This window comes from Chamaesiphon sp. OTE_8_metabat_110 (genome assembly GCF_031382685.1).
Taxonomy (GTDB): Bacteria; Cyanobacteriota; Cyanobacteriia; order Cyanobacteriales; family Chamaesiphonaceae; genus Chamaesiphon.
In genome coordinates this window covers 1-20,745 of the sequence record NZ_JANMZA010000366.1, presented here as the reverse complement: position 1 = coordinate 20,745, position 20,745 = coordinate 1, and the positions used below count along the sequence as shown (strand labels likewise).

Below are 20,745 nucleotides of genomic sequence, written 5' to 3'. Positions count from 1 at the left end.
GTGTAAGGGCGATAAACCCGCTACCCCGCGATTGGTATCAAAAAATTCGGGCGTACCTGTAAAGATCCAGAATAACCCTGGATAGCGATCGGCTGCGTCACAAATTTGCCTAATTCCATTGAGAGATTTGGCGCGGATATCGGTTTTCATCCGCAACATCGTTTCGGCTTCGTCGATGACGATTACTAAGCCCTTATAGCCCGAAGCTTTAGTAATGGCTAAAATGCCCTGAAGATAGTCCATCGCCTCTTTGGAGCCAATATCGCCCTTAATCCCGGCGATCCGCTTTGAGGATGCGGCGACGTTTTCACTACCCGATAGCCAGGAGAGGAGCGCGCTGGCTTCGGGGAATTTATTCTGCTGTTTGAGGGCAAAGATCGATCGCAATACCCGCGTCATGTCTTCGGGTGCTTTCCCACCCGTGAGGGAGGCGAGATCTGATTCGATCCGCTGCTGTACCTGAGTATCGAAATCTTCAGCATCAGGATTTGCACCACCATCGATCGCGGCATCTTCCATCCGTGCGATCCATCGATCGAGTATAAACCCCAACGCCCCGCGATCGCAGCGATCGGTTGCCAATTCTTGCACGACTTTCCGATAGACATCATCAAACCGATGGAAGTGCAAATCGTTATCCGATACCACCACAAAGCTCGTCGCAAACCCCTGAGCCTGAGCATCGAGCAGTGCCAACCGTGCCATGAAGGTTTTACCACACCCATAGCCACCCCGCAGGAATTTGAACACTCCCTCGTTATTTCCAGCTAAGTCTAATTGTCTCCCAATTTCACCTCTAGCTCGATCGATCCCCACGGCAAATGCTTCTAGTCCCCGCTCTGGCACTACACCCGATCGCAATCTTTCAAATATATGCTCGATGTCGCGCTGGCTGATATTAGTCATCGGGGGTTATTGATCGTAAATTTGGATCGTGTGACGATTATAGATCGATACTTATGCGTAGCATCCCCAACGGAGGGTCATCACCAGTTATTGAAAGGATTATAATTAATTTTATTCGCAACCTAGCTGGTGGGTATCGTCCACCCAATCCGATCTATGGGCGTTACATTGGCTTATCAAGCAATTCCACCTGAAAGTAGTTTTTACGCTCGTCTTCAATCTGATATAGCTTTTGTAATTTTGTCAATCATGCTTTTTGATTCTGGTCATCTTTTCAATTTGTTTGAAGACGATCCTGAATCATTCGATGGATCTATGGAAAATGCTTTCGAGGGTCATCCTGATGTGTTTTGTGGAACCGAATTAGAAACATCTCTCTTAGTAGCAGATTTTCGTGAAGCAATACGCATTACCCGTCGAGATTATCCAAAGATTGTAGATATCACAGGCTCACTAGAAAAATCATTTGACGTAGTTCGAGATAGGTTATTGGAGGAACTATCAAGACGAAATTTTGAGGATGCTGCTGTTATAGTGGACGATCTCTTGTATGGAGATACCTATCTTGGCGAACATGAAGAGTCATTTGGACTGGCAACTCGTGAAGCAGTAAAAAAAGGAGCTAGTGTATTACGACAAATCGAACCAGAAATGCTATTTCCTGGAGGGGATGATGGGGATGAAGGATGGTATTCAGAGGATTTTAGATCGTGGAAAAATTTTTATCTGTCTGCTGACGATGTAGGTGCGGAGATAATCATGGATGTTCATTGACTCGATCCGAATATTAGATCTGTAGGTTGGGTTTCATTCTTCAACCCAACCTACAGATCGAACTAATTTTTTCGCAATAGCGCAAAATCGCGGAGATCGACGACTGGAGTACTACCACTTTCATATATTGGTGAACTTGCCGTTCCCCTTAGTACGCTAGAGAGTTGTTCGATCGTATTACCAGCATCTTGATAAGATTTGAGCGTAAATAACATATTCCGGCGATCGCAAGGTTGTTCGGCATCAGCCATCGCACAGATTATCCCCATACCACTTTTGCGATCGACCCCCGCAGTAATATAGTTGCGACCCTGTTGCAGTGCTGTTTGAAATTTGGGTGAAACTGTTTCGCACCGTTGTTGGGGTGTGGTTTTAAATGCCTCACTTTTCCAGATAATTAGTACGGGTTCTTCCCTAGATCCAGAAACTCTGGCAAGTGTAGCCGGAAGGTTGCTTCTACTGCTGGGATCTGCGGCTTTACCACAATAAAACTGGACTGTCGGCGATGCTTGGGCGACGATCTGCGGATGTGTATTTTCTGCCCTTACCTGAGTTGCTAACGATCCAGCGATCGTGATGAGGCTAGATAGCAATGCAGTTTTGAAAATCGCGAATGATTTGGGTTGATCTAGTTTCATGAGAATTACTAATTAATTGTCGGTGAGCAGCTAGATTTAACAGTTGACATGAACTGAGATTGGGTAGTTTTTGGTAAAATATGCACCACGAGATCGAAATTTATTTGCCTTTGGCGATCGGTACGGATACGGTTCCCCCATGAGTTCAATCACGGATCGTCGCTACAGGCGAACTTTTACCCTGGCGGGCATCGATGACAAATTGACGGAGTAAATTGACACCGATCGCATAGTTGAGTCCGACATTGCCTGTAGCTCTACCAAATCCGCCTGTATTCACCCCGATTACTTCACCGCTGTCGTTTAATAATGGCCCACCAGAATTACCTGGATTGATGGGGGCACTGTGTTGGATGTACTTACCACCGTCACGGAGGGCACTAACAATTCCAGTGGTAAATGTATTTTGGAACGCCTCGTCTAACGGCGTACCGATCGCATAGGCATTGTCCCCAACTCTCGCCGCAGTTTTGGCAGGGGCAACTGTTGGAAATTTTCGACCCCGACGATTGATTTTGAGTAATGCCAGATCTAGCCCATCTTTGCCAAATCCTACTAGATCGGCAGGTATTTCTGTTTTCCCGTCCGCCATCAATAATGTCACCACGGCGGGTTGCCCTTTGACTACATGGGCGTTGGTAATCACATAGCCGTCAGGACTGATGATAAAGCCACTTCCCCAGCCCTTATTACCGCGAATCATCACCACGGCGGGATTTGCTTTGGCATAGACGCGATTGGCTGTAGTGGCTGCTGGTGTTTTTGCAACAGCGGGGATGAGATAAGCGGTGCTAAACCCACTACAAGTTAAGGTGGCAAGTAATAATGAGGCAAAAATTTTAGTTTTCACGATCTAGTGGTTGGGAATGTAATGATTACTTGTAGTTACCAGAAGCATCGCTTACTACCTTTATCATCTTTTGAACCGATTCGATGGCGATTGTAGCATATTTAAGGGGAAAATGCAGTATTCGGACAGATATGGAGATACTGTTAGTTCTGAGTTTCTTTGAGGTAGCGATTACCTTTGGGTGAGGATTCTACTCTGATTGAAAAGGGCAGATCTTGGGAGTATTCTTCTAATTTATTGGCAAATTGTCTGACCGATCGAGCGTTACCGAGTTTAGCACTAGCTTCGGCTTCAGTAATTGTCCCATGTTTTTCGATATGTTGTAAAATTGAAAGATGGGGATTATCGATGAAGCGATCGTGCCATGTTTCTGGTATCGCAATCGAGTCGATATTGCGATCGATTGCTGGTGGTTTTGGCTCGAAGATTTGGAGGATCTTCTCTAACTCTACTTCTTCTAATTCTTGAAATTTAGCCTGAAATTTTAATTCTAAGTTATCTAGCTTAGCTGCTCTACTACTCAATTCTAATTGAGCAATTTTTAATTCGCGTTGTTGTATTGAAAGTGCGAGATAGTCTGGTGATGATTCGATGTCACGATTTCGAGCTGATATTTCTGCTGCTAATTCAGCTAATTTTGTTTGTTTGAGTGTTAAGGCTGATTCGGTATCGCTGAGGTGTTGTTGTGCTGATGCTAACTGCTGTTCTCGCTCTGCTAGTTCTGTCGATCTTTGGGCGACGAGCTGGGCTAGACTCTCTATTTCTAATATCAGATTTTGGTGCGTCTGCTGGCTGCTAGTAATTGTAGAATTTAGCTCGTCGATGAGGTGATGTTGCCGATCGGTCGAGCGATTTAAGTCACTGTTTACTATTTCCTGCTGTGCCTGTATCTGCTGAATTGCTATTGTTAATTCTTGCTTGGTTGTCGCACATCTGGCGATTTCAGCTTGGATATTTTGGAGAAATATTTTAGATCGATCGATCTCATCAATCGTCTGTAATTTTGCTGCTTGTAGTTGAGAAAGTTCTAGTTTGAGACGATCGACATTAGTATCGATTTCGAGTCGGCGGGCTTGTTTGTCCTGAATTTTGCGATCGATATTTGTCGCTAAAGTCTGTTGTTCCTGACAGTAGTGGGTGAGTGCGGCTAGCTGTTGCTCTAGTGGCGGGTGTTGCTGGCGATCGCGATCGATCCGCTCGGTCAAACTAGCTGCTAAACTCTGTAGTTGTGCTACTCGCCGCTCGATATCTTGGCGATCTCTATCCCTAAGTTGCAATTGTTTGTCGAGTAGCGCTCCTTGGTGGTACAAATGATGCAGCCGCAATTTGCCGCGATCTAATTGGCGATGTAACTGCTGTTGGCGTTGGCGCAAGCGCAAGAGCGTGCTGGCGGCAACTCCAGGGAGCGCGGCGAAACCGATGAGTGCCGACTGCGCGAGATTCTGCGTAAAGGGTAAACTACAGCCACAGCTCGCCACAAAGGCGACTGAGCCAGTCGCCAACCACTGTTTGAAGAGATGTTGTTTGCTAGACACTGCTGGGGAGGACGGTGGGAGGATCTGACGAGCGGATAAATAAGGTAGCCGCTAACCTACAGGCTGCACTATTCACAGAAATTATAATCGATCGCGTCCACACCATCTGGAGTGTAATTACTCATTTCGATTTAGATCGGATCTTGGCGATTGTGGATGTTGACTCAACCATGCTTGTCTGGCAATCTATCGACACTTCAAGGTATGCCATCCCGATGATTTATCGATCTTCACCAATGGGGAAAACTTGCTAACACGTTCGCCCGAACGGTATAAATGGCGACCGATCGTACATTGTCTCATGTGACAATCCCGATTAGTATTAATACCATCCCAAACTAATACACTTTTATGTCATCTAAAATCTTACTGTGGGCGGGACTAGTCGGCTGTGCAGCTACTATTACCTGTGAGACTATTGCAGTTGCTAAAAATTCGCTGGAGATGGCTCACACGCCAAATCTAGGCGCGATCTCGATCGCCAGAATTTATAATAGACAAGGTACTGGAGATCGCTTCTCCTCAGCAGCGCAGAAATATCAGCGCGGCGACTATCAGGGCGCGGTAGCCGACTACAATCGGGTAATTAAAAATAACCCTAAAAGTGCTAACGCCTACTACAATCGCGGGTTAATCAAAGCAACCAACCTCCAAGATTACCCTGGCGCACTAGCTGATTATAGCCGTGCCATTCAACTCAAGCCAAGTTATGATGCCGCTTACACCAATCGCGGTAATCTCAAAACCACCAATCTCCAAGATTACCAGGGCGCATTAGCTGACTACAATCGCGCCATTCAACTCAAGCCTAGAAATGCTAATGCCTACTACAATCGCGGGGTGCTCAAGTATACCTACTTAAAAGATCTAGCTGGTGGGATTGCCGATATGCAGCAAGCCGTTAAATTCGCTCAGAGACAAGGTAATCCCCAAGATGCTCAAGCAGCAAGCGACTTACTTTCTCAATGGCAACAGACTAGTGGCAATTAGGGCGATTATTTGTCTCTAAATCCGCAAGCATATTTTAATAAGAAAGCGATCGTCAATGAACGATCGCTTTTTCACACCAAAATTATACAGCTTTATTTTTAGCAACTACATTAACTTCGATACCACCTTTTGGCCCTAATGTGACGCCGCGCCGTGCGGGAATTGCGGGTGACTTACTCGCCAGTTCTAGTTTACAGCCAGACAGGATTTCGACGATGACTAGTTTCATTTCTAGCTGAGCTAATGCCATCCCAATACACCGACGGCTACCACCACCGAAGGGGAGATATTCATAAGGTGAAAATTGACGTTCTAGAAAGCGTTCTGGTTTAAATAGATCTGGTTCGGGATAGATATCTTCGCGATGGTGAGTGAGATAGATGCAGCCGACAACTACCGTATCGGCGGGGATATCGTAGCCTTGTAATGAGACTGGCTCCCGAGTTATTCGGGGAAATGTCAACATGCCGACTGGATATATTCGTAATGTTTCCGCACAAACTGCATTTAAATAAGGTAGGCGGCTAATCGTTACCGAGTCACGTTCTGTACCTAATGTGGCGATTTCTGCTATTAATTTTGCTTTAACTTCGGGTAGATAATTAATCCAATAAATCGCCCAGGCTAAGGCAGTTGCCGTAGTTTCATGTCCGGCAAATAACAGCGTCATCAGTTCATCATGCAGCTCAACATCGCTCATGCCGTTGCCTTGGGCATCGGTGGAGCCGATTAATAGATTCAGAATGTCCGATCGATCTGGTTGATAATTATGTCGCCTGTCGGCAATTTCGGCATAGATTAATCGATCGAGTATTTCCCGATCGCGTAAAAATCGACCCCAAGGACTCCAGGCACCTAAATCTTGCTGTAGTGCGGGGATAAATAAGAAGCTAGACTTGATGGGGGATTCGATTAAGGAGATGACTTCGATTAACTTCTCGCGAATCAGATCGTACCGTTCGCCTTCGTAGAGTCCGAATACAGTCTGCAAAATAACTGAGAGCGAAATTGATTGCATTTGTTCGCGGAGATTGATGGTTTCCCCAACCTGCCAGCCTGCCACCAAATCCCGGGTCAATTTGCAAATTAGCTCTGTATAAGCCCGAATTTTGTCGCCATGAAATTGAGGCATTAATAACTGTCGGCGTTGCCGATGTTCGCCCCCATCTAATAAGATTACTCCGCGATCGCCTAAAAAAGGCGTTAAGATTTGATTGATCGAACCCGGTGCGGCAAATTGTTTGGCATCGCCAGTTAGTACCTGTTGAATTGCTTTCGGCTCGCTCAGAAATACGCAATTATCAAAGACGCCAGACATCCGAACCTGAAAGATATCACCATACTCTCGCTCGGAATTATCCAAATAATCGATCGGTGCGGTAATCCACTGCCAGAGCTGAATCGGACTCGGTGATTTAACAGTGGGTAGAAGTGCAGTCATAGTATTTTGCAGCCGATCGGATCTATTCTCTATTATCCGATGATAACTACTTTTGTGCATCCCGATGGCGGCACTATTTCTCGTCCTCAAGATTTATCGATCGCACTTCTCGGTAAAATTTATGCAATTATATTTAATCGATCTATTAATTATACTCGCCGCTCCTATGCCGCCGCCGCGATGACAATCTCAGCGCAAGCACGCGCATCAGAGAGCGCTTGATGATGGTTTAATTCGATGTTTAGATATCTACACACATCGGGGAGTTTGGTGGGATAGAGGTTCCAGCGTTCGCGAGCGAGAGCGACGGTACAGATGAATTTTTGTTTGGGTTGCGGAATATTGTATAAGTCACAACAGGCATAGAGTACTCGACGATCGAAACTAGCATTGTGGGCGACTAAAGCATCAGCACGTTCGATTCTAGTGGAAATCTGCGTCCAGACTTGCTTGAAGGTGGGAGCCTGAGCGACATCAGACCACATGATGCCATGAATATTAGTAAATTCAAAGCGATATGATGGAGGACGAATCAGGAAGATTTCTTCGTGGATGATGGTTTGGTTCTCGATCTGAACTATGCCCAAGGCGCAGGCACTATTCGGATCGCGATTGGCAGTCTCAAAATCGATCGCAACTAATCTCACGGTTGTTTTGCTATGGAGTCAACAATTTTAGCATCGAAGCTCATCGCTTCGCGAGTATATTATCGTCTCGATCGAGCATTTAGGTTCCCAGACAAACCTGCTGGCGATTGGCAAATCTAAATAAATCGGGGCGGAAAGAAGAGATCGCCGCCCGGATTTTAGGCGAGCGAGATTACGGCGATAATCACTGGGTACCCTGACACAATTGACCTGTAGGGTACCCGAGACGGTTCGTGCTATGCCCTCGATTAGCGTCTGGCGCGAGTAGGGAGAGCCAGTTGGCGCTCGTTGACGACAACTTCGGCGGGTACATCTTGCAATAGTACCTCGCGAATCAAGCGGGCTGCCATCCGTTGGGTTAAGCCACTGGCGATTTTTTGACCGAAGGATTGGGTTTCGGATTTGAGCAAAATTTGCGGAATCCGGGGTAAAACGATCGCCGGATCGAAGCCTTTAGTCTGCTGTAAGATGCTCCAAATCCGTTGGATGTTTCCTAGCCCTTCTGATAACTGTTGGGTGTTGTTGACGGTCGCTGGCACCTTCATCCCAATCCCTTTCTGAATTGCATGGGTGACATTTTGGAGAGTATTGCTACCAAAATTATCCAAGCCTCGGACGATTTCATCTGCAAGATAGTCGCGAATGAAGGTACCGCGATCGGAGAGAATGAAATCTAAGGTTTGGTCGATGACTTGATTGAGATCGTATTCATCGCTACTCCGGGCATTATTGAGGAGATTTTCTAGGCGATTCCACCGGAAGGAACCATCTTTAAATAATAGTTCTTTGAGCGAGTTTCGTAAATCGGGGGCAGGATCTGTGAGTAAGCGTTTAGCGACGTAGGGATATGCTTTTGCGAGGACTTTAAATTCAGGATCGACAGAAATCGCGATTCCTTCGAGAGTGGCTAGCGATCGCAAGATCAAGGCGTAGTAAGCTGGCACTTGGAAGGGAAATTCATACATTACCCCCGATAGTTGGTCGGTAACGCTCTTGAAATCCATGTCGGCGATATTCGTCCCCACCGCACCTAATGAGCTGTTAAACACATAAGATATAGCTGGAATAATCGGCGTTAAATCTGTATCTGGAGTTAAAAATTCTAGCTTGACAAAATCTCGCCCTAATCCATCAAAATCGCGGTTGACTAGATGCACGATCGCTTCTACTAAACCATACCGTTGATATGGTTTGACTTGGCTCATCATCCCAAAATCCAAGTAAGCTAATTTACCATCGGGGGTAGCGAGTAAATTACCAGGATGGGGATCGGCATGAAAGAAGCCATGTTCGAGCAACTGTCGGAGCGAACATTGCACGCCGACTTCTACTAGGTAAGTAGCATCGAGTCCCTGAGCGGCTACTGCTTCGAGATTGGTTAATTTTGTCCCGGTAATCCACTCCATTGTCAGGACGCGTCTGCCCGTATATTGCCAGTAAATGCTAGGCACATAAATATCTGGCATTCCACCGTACAATTCGGCAAACTTTTCGGCATTACGTCCTTCATTTTCATAGTCCATTTCCTCGAAAATGCGCTCGGCAAATTCATCGACGATCGAGACTAAATTACTCCGAATTTGTTGAAAGTTAGTTTGTGCCCAGATTGCCAAAGTCCGAACGACATGTAAATCTAGGGCGATGCTATCTGCTAAACCCGGACGCTGCACTTTAATAGCTACATCTTCACCACTCCAAAGCTTACCTTTATAGACTTGTCCGAGCGATGCCGCTGCGATCGGTAAGTCGCTAATCTCTGCGTAAATTGCTGCGGGCTTGTCGCCTAATTCTTCTTCAATGAATTGGTAGGCAATCTCGTTGGAAAAAGCCGGGATATTATCTTGTAGCTGCGCTAATTCTTCTAAAAATTGAGGCGGAACTAAGTCGGGGCGTGTAGATAGTGCCTGACCGATTTTGATATATGCTGGCCCCAATTTGGTCAACAATTTGCGAATCTGAGTGGCACGTTTGCCGAGATTTTGTTTGGATTTATTGGTAATTTTATCGAACCACAATCCTAATGCAAAATTAACGATCGGCAGAAAGATGCTAATAAAGCGGGCAAACACTTTGAGGGGTTGAGTGCTGTAATACTGCGCGATCGCGATCGGATCGTACCCCAGCCAGGTACCGTCGGTAATTTCTTTGACGCGTCTGGAAGGCACAACTTCTACATCAGCCACTAGTTCTGTCGATACGGCTGTTGCTGGCTGGTACTCGGAAGCATCGGCTCGATTCATCTCTGGTGCAAACTGATTAGAAGGTGTGGTGTTCATGAGGTGATGGTATTTAGCCCTGTTAATTATTGTAACAATTATGCGAACTACCTGGGGATATTATCTACTTTACTGCGTGTAAATGACGAACGTCTGGGGGTTGTCCTCATCGGTGGAGATCGGCATTCCGATCTTCAGGCTGGATGTTTGAGGTTTTGACATCAACTGAAGATTGTGAAGGAAGTATTGGGTAATCCGGTCAATTCCACTAAAATTACTATAGTCTCGATCGCCTATAAGTACGAACTTACTTAATCTAGCTTTTAACCGTTGGGAGAAAAAATTGGTTTCTACATCTAATTTGAAAACTACAAAATCAGAAGAAATATTTGCAGCCGCTCGCGAACTGATGCCGGGTGGGGTGAATTCCCCCGTGCGGGCGTTCAAGTCTGTCGGCGGTCAACCGATTGTATTCGATCGCGTCAAAGATGCCTATGTCTGGGACGTAGATGGCAATCAGTATATCGACTATGTGGGCAGTTGGGGGCCAGCAATCTGCGGACATGCCAACCCGGAAGTAATTGCCGCCCTGCATGAGGCACTCGCCAAAGGTACGAGCTTCGGTGCGCCCTGCTACCTCGAAAACGTCCTTGCTGAGATGGTAATTAATGCCGTTCCCAGCGTGGAAATGGTGAGATTTGTCAATTCCGGCACCGAAGCGTGTATGGCTGTCCTACGGCTGATGCGCGCCTTTACCGGACGCGACAAGATTATCAAGTTTGAAGGCTGTTATCACGGACATGCGGACATGTTCTTGGTGAAGGCTGGTTCTGGTGTCGCTACTCTCGGTTTACCCGACTCCCCTGGCGTACCCAAATCGACTACGGTGGATACCCTCACGGCACCATACAACGATTTAGAAGCTGTCAAAGCGCTATTTGCTGCCAATCCTGATAGTATTTCTGGCGTTATCTTGGAACCCGTCGTCGGTAACGCAGGCTTTATCGTGCCCGATGCTGGTTTCCTCGAAGGCTTGAGATTAATCACTCAAGAATACGGCGCATTACTAGTCTTCGACGAAGTGATGACTGGCTTCCGCATTTCCTACGGCGGCGCACAGCAGAGATTTGGTGTTACTCCCGATCTCACTACGATGGGTAAAGTCATCGGCGGTGGTTTACCTGTCGGTGCCTACGGCGGACGCAAAGAGATCATGTCGATGGTCGCACCTGCGGGGCCGATGTATCAAGCAGGAACGCTTTCAGGCAACCCGCTAGCGATGACGGCGGGGATTAAAACCCTCGAACTACTCCAAAAACCAGGTACTTATGAGTATTTGGATAAAATCACTACCCGCTTGGCTAATGGTTTATTGCAAATCGCCGCAGAAACCGGACACGCTGCTTGTGGTGGGAATATTAGCGGGATGTTTGGGTTATTCTTCTGTGAAGGGCCTGTTCACAATTTTGAAGATGCCAAAAAGTCAGATGTGACTAAATTCGGTCGCTTCCATCGCGGCATGTTGGAGCAGGGGATTTATCTCGCACCATCGCAATTTGAAGCTGGGTTTACTTCTTTAGCTCATACCGATGCCGATATCGATCGTACTTTAGCAGCAGCACGGATCGTGATGTCCCAAATGTAGATAGAGAGCAGGGAGATGGGAGATAGGAGATGGGTGTCAAGACACCTGTAGGTTGGGTTGAACGAATGTGAAACCCAACGCCCACAAAATCAATTGTTGAGTGTGTTGGGTTTCGAGGCTCAACCCAACCTACAAAATCTCCTCCCGTCCCCCCGTCCCCCTCAGTCATAACTAGGAACTTAGCTAATTAATTCCTCACCCCTGTTAAAATTAGATAAATTGTTAAAATTTTTACAAAAAACTAACTCTTAGGAGAACTGTAGTAACTATGAGCCAAAAATCCTTAGTCATTTCCCCCTCGATCCTGTCGGCAGATTTTAGCCGCTTAGGTGAAGAAATTCGGGCTGTGGATGCCGCTGGAGCCGATTGGATTCACGTTGATGTCATGGATGGACGGTTCGTACCAAATATTACTATCGGCCCCCTGATTGTCGAAGCCGTTCGTCCCCATACTAAAAAGATTATCGATGTCCACTTGATGATCGTCGAACCAGAAAAGTATGTGGCTGATTTTGCCAAAGCTGGTGCTGATATTATCTCCGTCCATGCTGAGTACAATGCTTCGGCTCACCTGCATCGCACCTTGGGACAAATCAAAGAACTGGGCAAACAAGCTGGCGTCGTCCTCAATCCTGGCTCTCCTCTAGAACTAATCGAATACGTCCTCGACTTGTGCGATTTGGTCTTAATTATGAGCGTCAACCCTGGTTTTGGCGGTCAAAGCTTTATTCCTAGTGCTGTTACCAAAGTCGCTAAATTGCGCCAAATTTGCAACGAGCGCGGTTTAGACCCTTGGATTGAAGTTGATGGCGGTCTTAAACCCAATAATAGCTGGCAAGTCATCGAAGCAGGTGCAAATGCGATCGTCGCTGGTTCGGCAGTATTTAATGCTCCCGATTATGCTGAAGCAATTAAAGGTGTTCGCAATAGCAAGCGTCCAGAATTAGCAGCGGTGTAGGGATTAGGCTTTAGGTTTTAGGTTTTAGGCTTTAGGCTTTAGGGTAGAAAGAGAGTAGGGTGGGCAGTGCCTACCATCTAGGTTTCAGCAATAGCTAAGGCGATCGAGTCTCAATATTTTACTACCCTAATTGCCTAGATTGCCAATCGCAATTATTCATTAAAAAAGACTGCATAGAAACTAATCTTTGGCAGTCTTTTTTATCGGTCTAAAATATAATAATCTATGAATCAGAGCCAGTATCGCGGCTGTTAGTTTGAATATAGAGAATAATCAAAAAAATCGTCGGTACGAGGACAAATAAAAGGCTGGCGACGAAGCCTAAATCGTTAGTTTGCATAAGAGTAATTCCTATAAAGTATTTTTATTGAGTACCTATACCAGAATATCATTTCCAGCGAGGGTCTAGTCAGTAAGGTAAAGATTTAACATCCTCAACCTGAGTCTACTAGAGTTGGGAAGGCGACGATCGCCTCCAGCGACCAGAGAGGAGCGAAGATTCCTCACCAGCGACTTGGAGCCAAAACTAAGGCTTGGTATTGACGGAAACAGCACCATTGACTAAGGTCTGACAGGCGAGGCGATAGTTAGCAGGTTTTTTTGCCAGCTTGCGGTTTTCAAAATCAGTGCGGGGAGAGAGATTTTCCATCCCTTCCACGATCTCTACGCCACACATCCCACACTGACCGTAGCCACCGCAGTTCATGAGCTTCCCTTTGAAGGTATAGATATCAATTTGGTTTTGAACCGCCTTCTCGCGCAGATTTGACCCCATTGCGACGACAATCTCTTTGTTCTCTTTGATAAATTTAATCGAACTCATCTCGATACCCCTAAAATAATTTATGTCCTATTAAGGATTATTAAGATATTTGGCAGTTTTGCCAAGGGGGTAAAGGTGGGGAGTTCGATCGGCACATCCCCAAACTCCGAGAGTGATGGTTTTGACCCATTACCCTCCACCGCCAATCCCCCTTACTGCGGCAATACCGTTGCTGTCCGCAGATTCGCTAGCGCGCGATTATAGTTGAGCACTGCCGTGATGTTATTGCCCCGAGCGGTGGCAAGGTTGGTTTGCGCCACGATCACATCAGTTTGCGTACCGACCCCAGCTTGAAAGCGCAAACGGGCTAATTTGAGACTTTCTTCGGCCTGTCTGAGGGCTTGGGCGGAGGTGGCGATGTTTTTTTGGTTAGAGCCAAGGCTAAAGAAAGCTTGCTCGACTTGAAACCGAATTTGATTTCTGGTCGTTGTAAACTGGTTTTCAAAAATCTGTTGGCTGACTTTTTCCCGATTGGTATTGGCGGCGGCGGCACCCCCATCAAAGAAGTTCCAACTCAACTGAACGCCTACGCTGTAGTTGTCTTGTGCGCCAGCAGAACTAGTGATATTTTTGCCTAAACCATAGCTACCTACTAGATTGACCTGAGCGGAATCTGCCGCTGCCGCGATAATTTCTTGTTGCTGGCTGATGCGACGGAGGGACAGTTGCTGCTCTACTTCTGGTCGATTTTTGAAGGCGAGGATGATACTGTCTTCGAGGGAATATTGCCAAGTTCCTAGCTCGCGGACGGGATCGGCTGCGGTAAATTCCGTATTTTGATCGACGACGAGTATTTGCGCTAGATTTTTGCGAGCGGTTTGCTGTTGCGCCTGTGCGTTGGTGAGATTTTGATTAGCGGTACCGAGTTGGACTTGGGCGGTGAGGATGTCAAATCTCGTCCCTACTCCAGCACGCTCTTGGAGTTGTGCGTCGTTCAAACTGCGAGTGGCGTCGGTGACTGATGCTTGACTGATTTTAATCGCGGAATCCGCAGCTTGGAGATCGTAGTAAGCGGCGATGACTTGTCCGCGCACTAGTTGTTCGACGCGCACCAGATCGAGTCTGTCAAACCGAACTTGTTCTTCAGCCGCGCGAACGCTACTTTGATTACGACCTGCATCGAGAATCGTGTAATTGGCAGTGATACCGCCATTAATGCCAGTACTGCTAGAGGTACTGCCAGGAATTTGCGGTTGCTCGCCGATTAGTAGTGGCGATCCAGAAGTTGTAATCCCTGTATTTGACAATCCGACTCGCACGGCTTGAGAGGCTTGGGCAAGATTAATCCCTTGACGATCGCGCTCGACAGTCAAGCGTGCGGCTTGGACTTGGCGATTGTTGCGGAAGGCGATGTCGAGCGCTTGCTGGAGGGTAATCGATTGGCGTCCGGTAATCTGCACCTGACTCCCGGTGTTGGGGAGGTTGAGATCGTTAGGTAGCTGAATATTGGTAAAAGTTGCTGGCGCGGTAGTATTTTGGGCGATCTGGATCGAATTGTCATGTCTAGAGCTGGTGTCGATCGCGAGTTGAGGGCGCTGCTGTCTGCTGGCAACGATTGGCGTTGCGGCGCGGGCAGTTTCCATCCGGAGCGCTCCGCTCAGTAGCGCGATTGTCACACACATTAGTTGCCATCCGGTAGTCGTCTGAGGCGCTGCGGGTGAGATTCCGATCGGCTGACACTGAGTGTGACTACTGAGTTTGAGGTTCGATCCTGGGATTGGTCTATTTAGCATGTGGATTAATTTAATTTCAGAGTTATCATCGGCGATGAGTCTAGAAAACTGCTGTCAGGTTTGGATCTCGATCGATTACCGCCCGTATACGAGCTGATATAACCGTCCGCTCCACTTACCACCTATTCGCCCCCGCCTCTATTTTCCCCTAATTTTTCGAGAAAATCATAAATTCCGTCAACTGGTACTACAGAAACTTGCAATTTTTGAGCCAATTCGTCGATCGTCATATCATCGAGAAACTTCGCTTCGTCGTGTTTGAGCATGACGCTGGGAATGAGCACTCGATCGCCCAAATCTCGACCTGGCAACTCCTGCATCAGATCGTACCCAGTCAATAGTCCCGTGACTGTCATCTGTTGCCCCCAATATTGGCTGGCGATTGCTACTAAATTGACCGTTAGACCTGGAATCGCATTTAACTGGTTAACGATCGGTTGGAAGGCATTTTCGACGGCATTGCCGACTACCCAGGTGCAGGTGTGCGGTGGCTCGATCGCGGTCACGTCCCAGTCGGCGATTTCTTCCGCAAATTCATCGAGAAACCGCCGAATCGAACCGACACCGTTGCCCAGTTGGGGATAGTCTTCGTAGTAATCGCTCGGGGGTAATGCTACACCAGCAATGAGATACCACTCATCAGCTAACCAGACGAAGGTCGAGTCGAATTGGTGCCGAAATTCTCGTTGTAATGCTTCCACTTGGGCGATAACAACTTTGGCAATTTCGGGCGTAACGGGCGAAAGTTCGGCGAGATTGGGACGAAACCGGGTCAAGCCGACGGGGACGACGGCGACAGAAGCCACTGCGGGAGTGTCGCCGTGATGAAAGCTAGCTAAATCGCGGATGGTGCGATCGAGATGCACCCCGTCATTAATCCCCGGACACAGCACTACCTGGGCGTGAATTTCGAGGCGATGGGACTGAAACCATGCTAGTTGATTCATGATTTCGCCCGCCCGCTGGTTCTTGAGCAGTTGCGATCGAATCTCTGGCTCGGTGGCGTGGACGGAAACATATAGCGGCGAGAGCCGCATCTGAGCGATCCGATCCCATTCTTTGGTCGTGAGATTGGTTAAAGTCAGGTAACTGCCGTATAAAAAACTCAACCGATAATCATCATCTTTAAAGTATAAAGATTCGCGTTTTCCAGGCGGTTGCTGATCGATAAAACAAAACGGACATTTATTGTTACACTGAATCAAACCGTCGAATAATGCCGAGTCAAATTCTAGTCCCAAATCCTCATCATAATCCTTCTCAATCTCGATTTGATGCGACTTACCCTTGGCATCGAGTACTTCTAAATCCAAAGTTTCATCGCTACATAAAAATTGATAATCGATCAAATCTCGTGGCTTTTGACCGTTGATTTTCACCAATCGATCGCCAGAGGTAAAACCGATTTCTGCCGCGATCGAATCAGGAATAATTCCGGTAATCATCGCCGGACGAATCGCATTTTCACTCATGAGTTGGGAGATGGGAGGTGGGGGGAAGGGGGGACGAGGGGACGAGGGGACGGGGAGACGGGGGGACTAGGAGACGGGGGGACTAGGAGACAAGTTACTGTGTACATTGCCTATTCCCTAAAGCCTAAAGCCTAAAACCTAAAACCTAACTCCTACGTCCCCGCCCAGATGGGGTCTTTTGGTTGGGGTTTACTGGAGGTGGGGCGACGATTTTGACTAGGACTTGAGTACCAACAATCTTAGCAGGATAGGCGGCTAAAGGCTTAGTTGCGGGGCCATTGATAACTTCACCATTGGCTTCAAAATTTGAACTATGACAGGGACATGTATAGCGGTTTTCTCCAGTTACCCATTTGACATCGCAGCCTTGATGAGTACATTTGGGGTTGACTGCAATTAATTTATTGGGATTGGTGGGATTTCGGGTGACTGCAACTGATGTGGTTTGCAAATATCCGGTCTTTTCTAGTTCGCTGACAGAACCGACGACTGTAAAACCGTCGGTCGTTTTCTTGGCAACTGGTTTGGCACTGTCTTTATTACCGCTGACGAGAGGATCGGCATCGGCTGTTGTTTGTGCGCTCGACTTGTCAGGATCGTAGGCAGCCAGGACAATCGGAAAACAAGTCGTCAACCAACCAACACTAAAATAGCCAATAAAAGAGCGACGCTTAATCATGAGTTCTTAGAGTAATTGGAGCGACTGGGTGCAGATCTCAATTTTAACTAGTTTTTACTGCCATGCAGATTTAATTTGCTGGTACTAAATCTGGTGCAGTTGCCAATTTGCCATCTTCTAGATACACGATCGAATCAGCAATATCTAAAATGCGATTGTCATGAGTTACTAATAAAATCGTGCAGCCTTGTTCTTTAGCTAACTTCTGCATCAAATCCACCACGTCGCGTCCTGACTGTTTATCCAGTGCCGCTGTCGGTTCGTCAGCTAGGAGAATTTTGGGTTGACTGACAAGTGCCCGCGCGATCGCGACTCGTTGTTTTTGTCCGCCGGATAAGTTGTCTGGGTAATAATTTACACGTTCTCCCAACCCTACTAATTCTAACATCTCGATCGCGCGATCGTTCATGTCCTGGATTGAATATTCAGGATGTAATTCTAAACCCATTTTAACATTTTGCAATGCTGTCAGACTCTCATGCAAATTGTGAGCTTGAAAGATATAACCATGATGGCGACGTTCGATCGTCAGTTGCTTTGATGAAGCACCACACATCTCCGTTCCCAATACTTTAAGGCTACCAGCTTGAGCCGATCGCAGTCCACCACAGAGAGTCAGTAATGTAGTTTTGCCAGAACCAGATGGCCCAGTCATAATAATGATTTCACCTGCATTTATTTCCAAGTTGATATCAAACAATACTTGCTTGCGAAGTTGACCCATGCCAAAATAGTGATCGAGATGAGAAATAGAAATTACTGGTTCCATAATAGATACAATTAAAAGCTAACTCGAAAAAACTAATAAATCCCCTACCATCTACCATCTGTCTTGTCTTGACGCGCTCGACCTGGAGGGAACCTCCGTGATGAGCGCGTCGCTGATTCGCTGTCTTGTCGTTTTCTTATTCGGGGGGAACCCTAGACATAAAAACGCCGCTAAACCGTCGGGGAACTAGGGCGTGCGCGAATCGCTACCCCCTAATTTAAAACATATCAGCCGGATCGGCAGCTTGAACTTTACCTGTGGCAACGGCACCAGAAAGCATACACATTATCAGAGTGCCTGTGAATACCTGAGTCGCTCTAACAATCGTCATTGCGATCGGTAAATTGGTCGCGCCACCAACAACTGTATAAAGTCCGGTTGATACAATCAAACCTGGAATAAAGCCCACAATTGCGAGAATCAATGCTTCTTCAAATACAATTCCCAGTAAATAAGTATTGCTGTAGCCCATCGCTTTGAAAGTGGCATATTCTTTGAGATGAGCATTTACATCAGTGGATAAAACTTGATAGACAATAATTATCCCTACCAAAAATCCCATAATCGCACCGAGATTAAAAATCGGCCCAATCGGTGTTTGCTGTTGCCAATATCCCTGTTCAAAAGCAATATATTCTGCCCTTGTCAGTACCTTGATATCTTCTTTGGGTAAATAAGATTTTAATTGTTGAACTACTTGAGTAGGATCGTAGCCTGGTTTTAGCGTTATCAGCCCGACATTGACATTACCTTGAGATTGTCGAGAAAATAATCGTAAATAATTATCTTCACTCGTCATCAGATGTCCATCGGCTGAAAATGAAGACCCGATCGAAAATAATCCATTTACAGAGATTGTGCGTCTTTCGATTTCGGTGGTGACAGCTTTACCAGCATCGACACGTGCGACTACTTGTTGATAATCACCGATTGCCTTGCGATCGAATAGTAAAGTATCAGACTGTTTGATTTTGTCTAATTGACTATTAACTTCAGGTAGATTAAAAATTGGTCGATCCGGATTAAATCCGACAATAATGAGATTTTTCTTATCGCGAGTCTGGGGATTTTTCCAAGTCACTAGACTGACATACATTGGCTCTGCTGATTTTACGCCAGTTACATCCATCGCCTGATATAGTCGGCGGCGCGGGAATGTAGACATTGCTCCAATATTTAATGCCTGGGGACTGATGATAAATATATCTGCTTTTAATTTTGAGTGCAAGACAACGGCACTATCGAATAGGGCACCTTGGAAACCCAATTGCATTAACATCAACAAGTCCGCAAATGCCACGCCGGAGATTGCTACTGCAAATCGACCTTTATGCTGAGTGAGTTGGAGCCAGCCTAGTGGAGTTCTACGAGTCAGATTTTGGATAAGTTTCAGCATATTGCCAGCAGATATTTAGTAGGGTGGGCACTGCTCACCATCTAGAATTTACGCTTTCACAGTCGATTAACAAGCTTTAACTTACTAAGAATTGAGATTAATTACTGCTCGAATTTGTAAGTTAGTAAACTTAGCAGCTTTTTGACTAGATTCTGGATCTAATATAGTATGAACTTCAATAATTCGATCGTCAATATTACTAGTTGGATCGGCATTAATGACATTTTGCCGCTTGACTTGAATACCAACTCGCTCGATCGTACCTTGTAATTCGTTAGGTAAAGAAATACTAGTGATTTTTACTTTCTGCCCGACCCGAATTTTATTAATATCACTTTGATAAACTTCCACTACTCCATACATTTGACTAGTTTTGCCAAGATCGGCGATGCCATTAGTACCGACTACTTCCCCCGGACGGGCAAAAATTTCTAGGATCTGACCATCTAAAGGTGACTTAATATAAGCTTGCGCGAGATTTTCTTCGGCACGTTTTAGAGAAGCGATCGCACTGTTGACCTCTGTTTCGGCGGACATTACGTCTACTGGACGTACTTCCGCAATTCTATTGAGGGTAAATTGACTTTCTTTGACCTGTTGTTGCGTCGATGTTTCGATCTTTCGCAAATTAGCTCGCGCTTCAATGATTTGTTGTTGTCCCGATGTTTGAATCCGGCGTAAATTGGCTTGAGCTTCCGCTACTTGTTGCTTTCCAGAAGATTCAATCCGTTTTAAATTTGCTTGAGCCTGATTTACTTTCTGCTGTGTTGTTTGTAAAGTCAACCGCTTACTATCACCGTTAGAAGCAGAAACCGCACCCTCTGTCAACAGGCTAGCGTAACGTTCATCCTCAGCTTGAGCGTTAGCAAGTCCGGCTTGGGCTTCCGCAATGGCTCCGGTTTGGGCTTCAGCTTGAGTAGCTGTTTCGGCTACTACTTTAGCAAGTGTCGCTTTCTGAGCTTCGGCTTGAGTTGCGGTTTCGGTTATTACTTTAGCAAGTGTCGCTTTTTGGGCTTCTATGCCCGTCCCCTGTTCGGCTTGCAATTTAGCGATGGTGGCTTTTTGAGCATTAATTTCGCCCTGCGTGGCTCCAGCTTTGACTTTTACCAGACTTGCTCGGGCAACGTTGACTTTGGCTTGAGCTTCATTTACCGCTGATTGTAAGCGTCCTTGACTATCCAAAATTGCGATTAACTGCCCCGCTTTAACTGTCGTTCCTTCTTCTACTAACAACTTATCGATTTTGACACCTTCGCTAGATGTGGGTGCCGAC

The 20,745-nt window shown here is 46.4% G+C and carries 19 protein-coding genes; 4 read left to right on the top strand and 15 right to left on the bottom strand.

Annotation, left to right across the window (positions count from 1 at the left end; all coding sequences use genetic code 11):
• Positions 1-906 (bottom strand): BREX system ATP-binding protein BrxD (gene brxD / locus RMO52_RS13415; RefSeq protein WP_310414989.1); only part of this gene is annotated, 906 nt, incomplete at its 3' end.
• A gap of 156 nt (positions 907-1,062) precedes the next feature.
• On the opposite strand from brxD, the gene RMO52_RS13410 reads away from it, so the two are divergent.
• A complete protein-coding gene (locus tag RMO52_RS13410) occupies positions 1,063-1,680 on the top strand; it encodes a hypothetical protein (RefSeq protein WP_310414986.1) in 618 nt (205 codons plus the stop codon).
• Between the two features lie 62 nt (positions 1,681-1,742).
• On the opposite strand, the gene RMO52_RS13405 is transcribed toward RMO52_RS13410, so the two are convergent.
• The 3 genes from RMO52_RS13405 to RMO52_RS13395 all read right to left on the bottom strand — a co-directional run bounded on the left by RMO52_RS13405 (position 1,743) and on the right by RMO52_RS13395 (position 4,703).
• Positions 1,743-2,318, bottom strand: a complete 576-nt coding sequence (locus tag RMO52_RS13405) for a COP23 domain-containing protein (RefSeq protein ID WP_310414983.1) — start codon at positions 2,316-2,318, stop codon at positions 1,743-1,745.
• A 145-nt stretch (positions 2,319-2,463) separates the two neighbouring features.
• Positions 2,464-3,168 carry a trypsin-like peptidase domain-containing protein gene (locus RMO52_RS13400; protein ID WP_310414980.1) on the bottom strand — a complete coding sequence of 235 codons (705 nt, stop codon included), beginning with the start codon at positions 3,166-3,168 and terminating at the stop codon, positions 2,464-2,466.
• Between the two features lie 143 nt (positions 3,169-3,311).
• Positions 3,312-4,703, bottom strand: coding sequence for a hypothetical protein (locus tag RMO52_RS13395; RefSeq protein WP_310414977.1), 1,392 nt, complete (start codon positions 4,701-4,703; stop codon positions 3,312-3,314).
• A 351-nt stretch (positions 4,704-5,054) separates the two neighbouring features.
• Between RMO52_RS13395 and RMO52_RS13390 the strand changes: the two genes are divergently transcribed.
• Positions 5,055-5,693: a tetratricopeptide repeat protein gene (locus RMO52_RS13390; protein ID WP_310414974.1), complete on the top strand. Its 639-nt coding sequence runs from the start codon at positions 5,055-5,057 to the stop codon at positions 5,691-5,693.
• Between the two features lie 82 nt (positions 5,694-5,775).
• On the opposite strand, the gene RMO52_RS13385 is transcribed toward RMO52_RS13390, so the two are convergent.
• From RMO52_RS13385 to RMO52_RS13375, 3 genes are all read right to left on the bottom strand, one after another.
• Entirely contained in the window at positions 5,776-7,134 is a 1,359-nt protein-coding gene (locus RMO52_RS13385) for a cytochrome P450 (RefSeq protein ID WP_309737924.1), read from the bottom strand.
• Between the two features lie 164 nt (positions 7,135-7,298).
• The gene (locus RMO52_RS13380; protein ID WP_309737923.1) at positions 7,299-7,781 is read right to left on the bottom strand and encodes a 3'-5' exonuclease; all 483 of its coding nucleotides are present in this window, start codon (positions 7,779-7,781) and stop codon (positions 7,299-7,301) included.
• Positions 7,782-8,029: 248 nt separating this feature from the next.
• A complete protein-coding gene (locus tag RMO52_RS13375; RefSeq protein ID WP_310414971.1) occupies positions 8,030-10,057 on the bottom strand; it encodes an AarF/ABC1/UbiB kinase family protein in 2,028 nt (675 codons plus the stop codon).
• A gap of 283 nt (positions 10,058-10,340) precedes the next feature.
• Between RMO52_RS13375 and hemL the strand changes: the two genes are divergently transcribed.
• Complete coding sequence (gene hemL / locus RMO52_RS13370; protein ID WP_310414969.1) at positions 10,341-11,642, top strand: glutamate-1-semialdehyde 2,1-aminomutase; 1,302 nt, start codon at positions 10,341-10,343, stop codon at positions 11,640-11,642.
• A 268-nt stretch (positions 11,643-11,910) separates the two neighbouring features.
• Complete coding sequence (rpe, locus tag RMO52_RS13365; RefSeq protein WP_309741688.1) at positions 11,911-12,600, top strand: ribulose-phosphate 3-epimerase; 690 nt, start codon at positions 11,911-11,913, stop codon at positions 12,598-12,600.
• Between the two features lie 223 nt (positions 12,601-12,823).
• On the opposite strand, the gene psbM is transcribed toward rpe, so the two are convergent.
• The 8 genes from psbM to RMO52_RS13325 form a co-directional block, all read right to left on the bottom strand.
• Positions 12,824-12,940, bottom strand: a complete 117-nt coding sequence (gene psbM, locus RMO52_RS13360; protein ID WP_309741687.1) for a photosystem II reaction center protein PsbM — start codon at positions 12,938-12,940, stop codon at positions 12,824-12,826.
• Between the two features lie 186 nt (positions 12,941-13,126).
• Positions 13,127-13,423, bottom strand: a complete 297-nt coding sequence (locus tag RMO52_RS13355) for a 2Fe-2S iron-sulfur cluster-binding protein (protein ID WP_310414966.1) — start codon at positions 13,421-13,423, stop codon at positions 13,127-13,129.
• 152 nt (positions 13,424-13,575) lie between these two features.
• Positions 13,576-15,156 carry a TolC family protein gene (locus RMO52_RS13350; protein ID WP_310414963.1) on the bottom strand — a complete coding sequence of 527 codons (1,581 nt, stop codon included), beginning with the start codon at positions 15,154-15,156 and terminating at the stop codon, positions 13,576-13,578.
• Positions 15,157-15,278: 122 nt separating this feature from the next.
• Positions 15,279-16,628 (bottom strand): TIGR03279 family radical SAM protein, encoded by a 1,350-nt coding sequence (locus RMO52_RS13345; protein ID WP_310414960.1) that lies wholly within the window; start codon positions 16,626-16,628, stop codon positions 15,279-15,281.
• Positions 16,629-16,773: 145 nt separating this feature from the next.
• Complete coding sequence (locus tag RMO52_RS13340; protein ID WP_310414957.1) at positions 16,774-17,307, bottom strand: Rieske (2Fe-2S) protein; 534 nt, start codon at positions 17,305-17,307, stop codon at positions 16,774-16,776.
• A 70-nt stretch (positions 17,308-17,377) separates the two neighbouring features.
• Positions 17,378-18,076, bottom strand: coding sequence for a DevA family ABC transporter ATP-binding protein (locus tag RMO52_RS13335; protein WP_310414954.1), 699 nt, complete (start codon positions 18,074-18,076; stop codon positions 17,378-17,380).
• A gap of 217 nt (positions 18,077-18,293) precedes the next feature.
• A complete protein-coding gene (gene devC / locus RMO52_RS13330; RefSeq protein WP_310414951.1) occupies positions 18,294-19,472 on the bottom strand; it encodes an ABC transporter permease DevC in 1,179 nt (392 codons plus the stop codon).
• Between the two features lie 84 nt (positions 19,473-19,556).
• On the bottom strand, positions 19,557-20,745 hold a 1,189-nt coding region (locus RMO52_RS13325; protein WP_310414948.1), incomplete at its 5' end, for an HlyD family efflux transporter periplasmic adaptor subunit.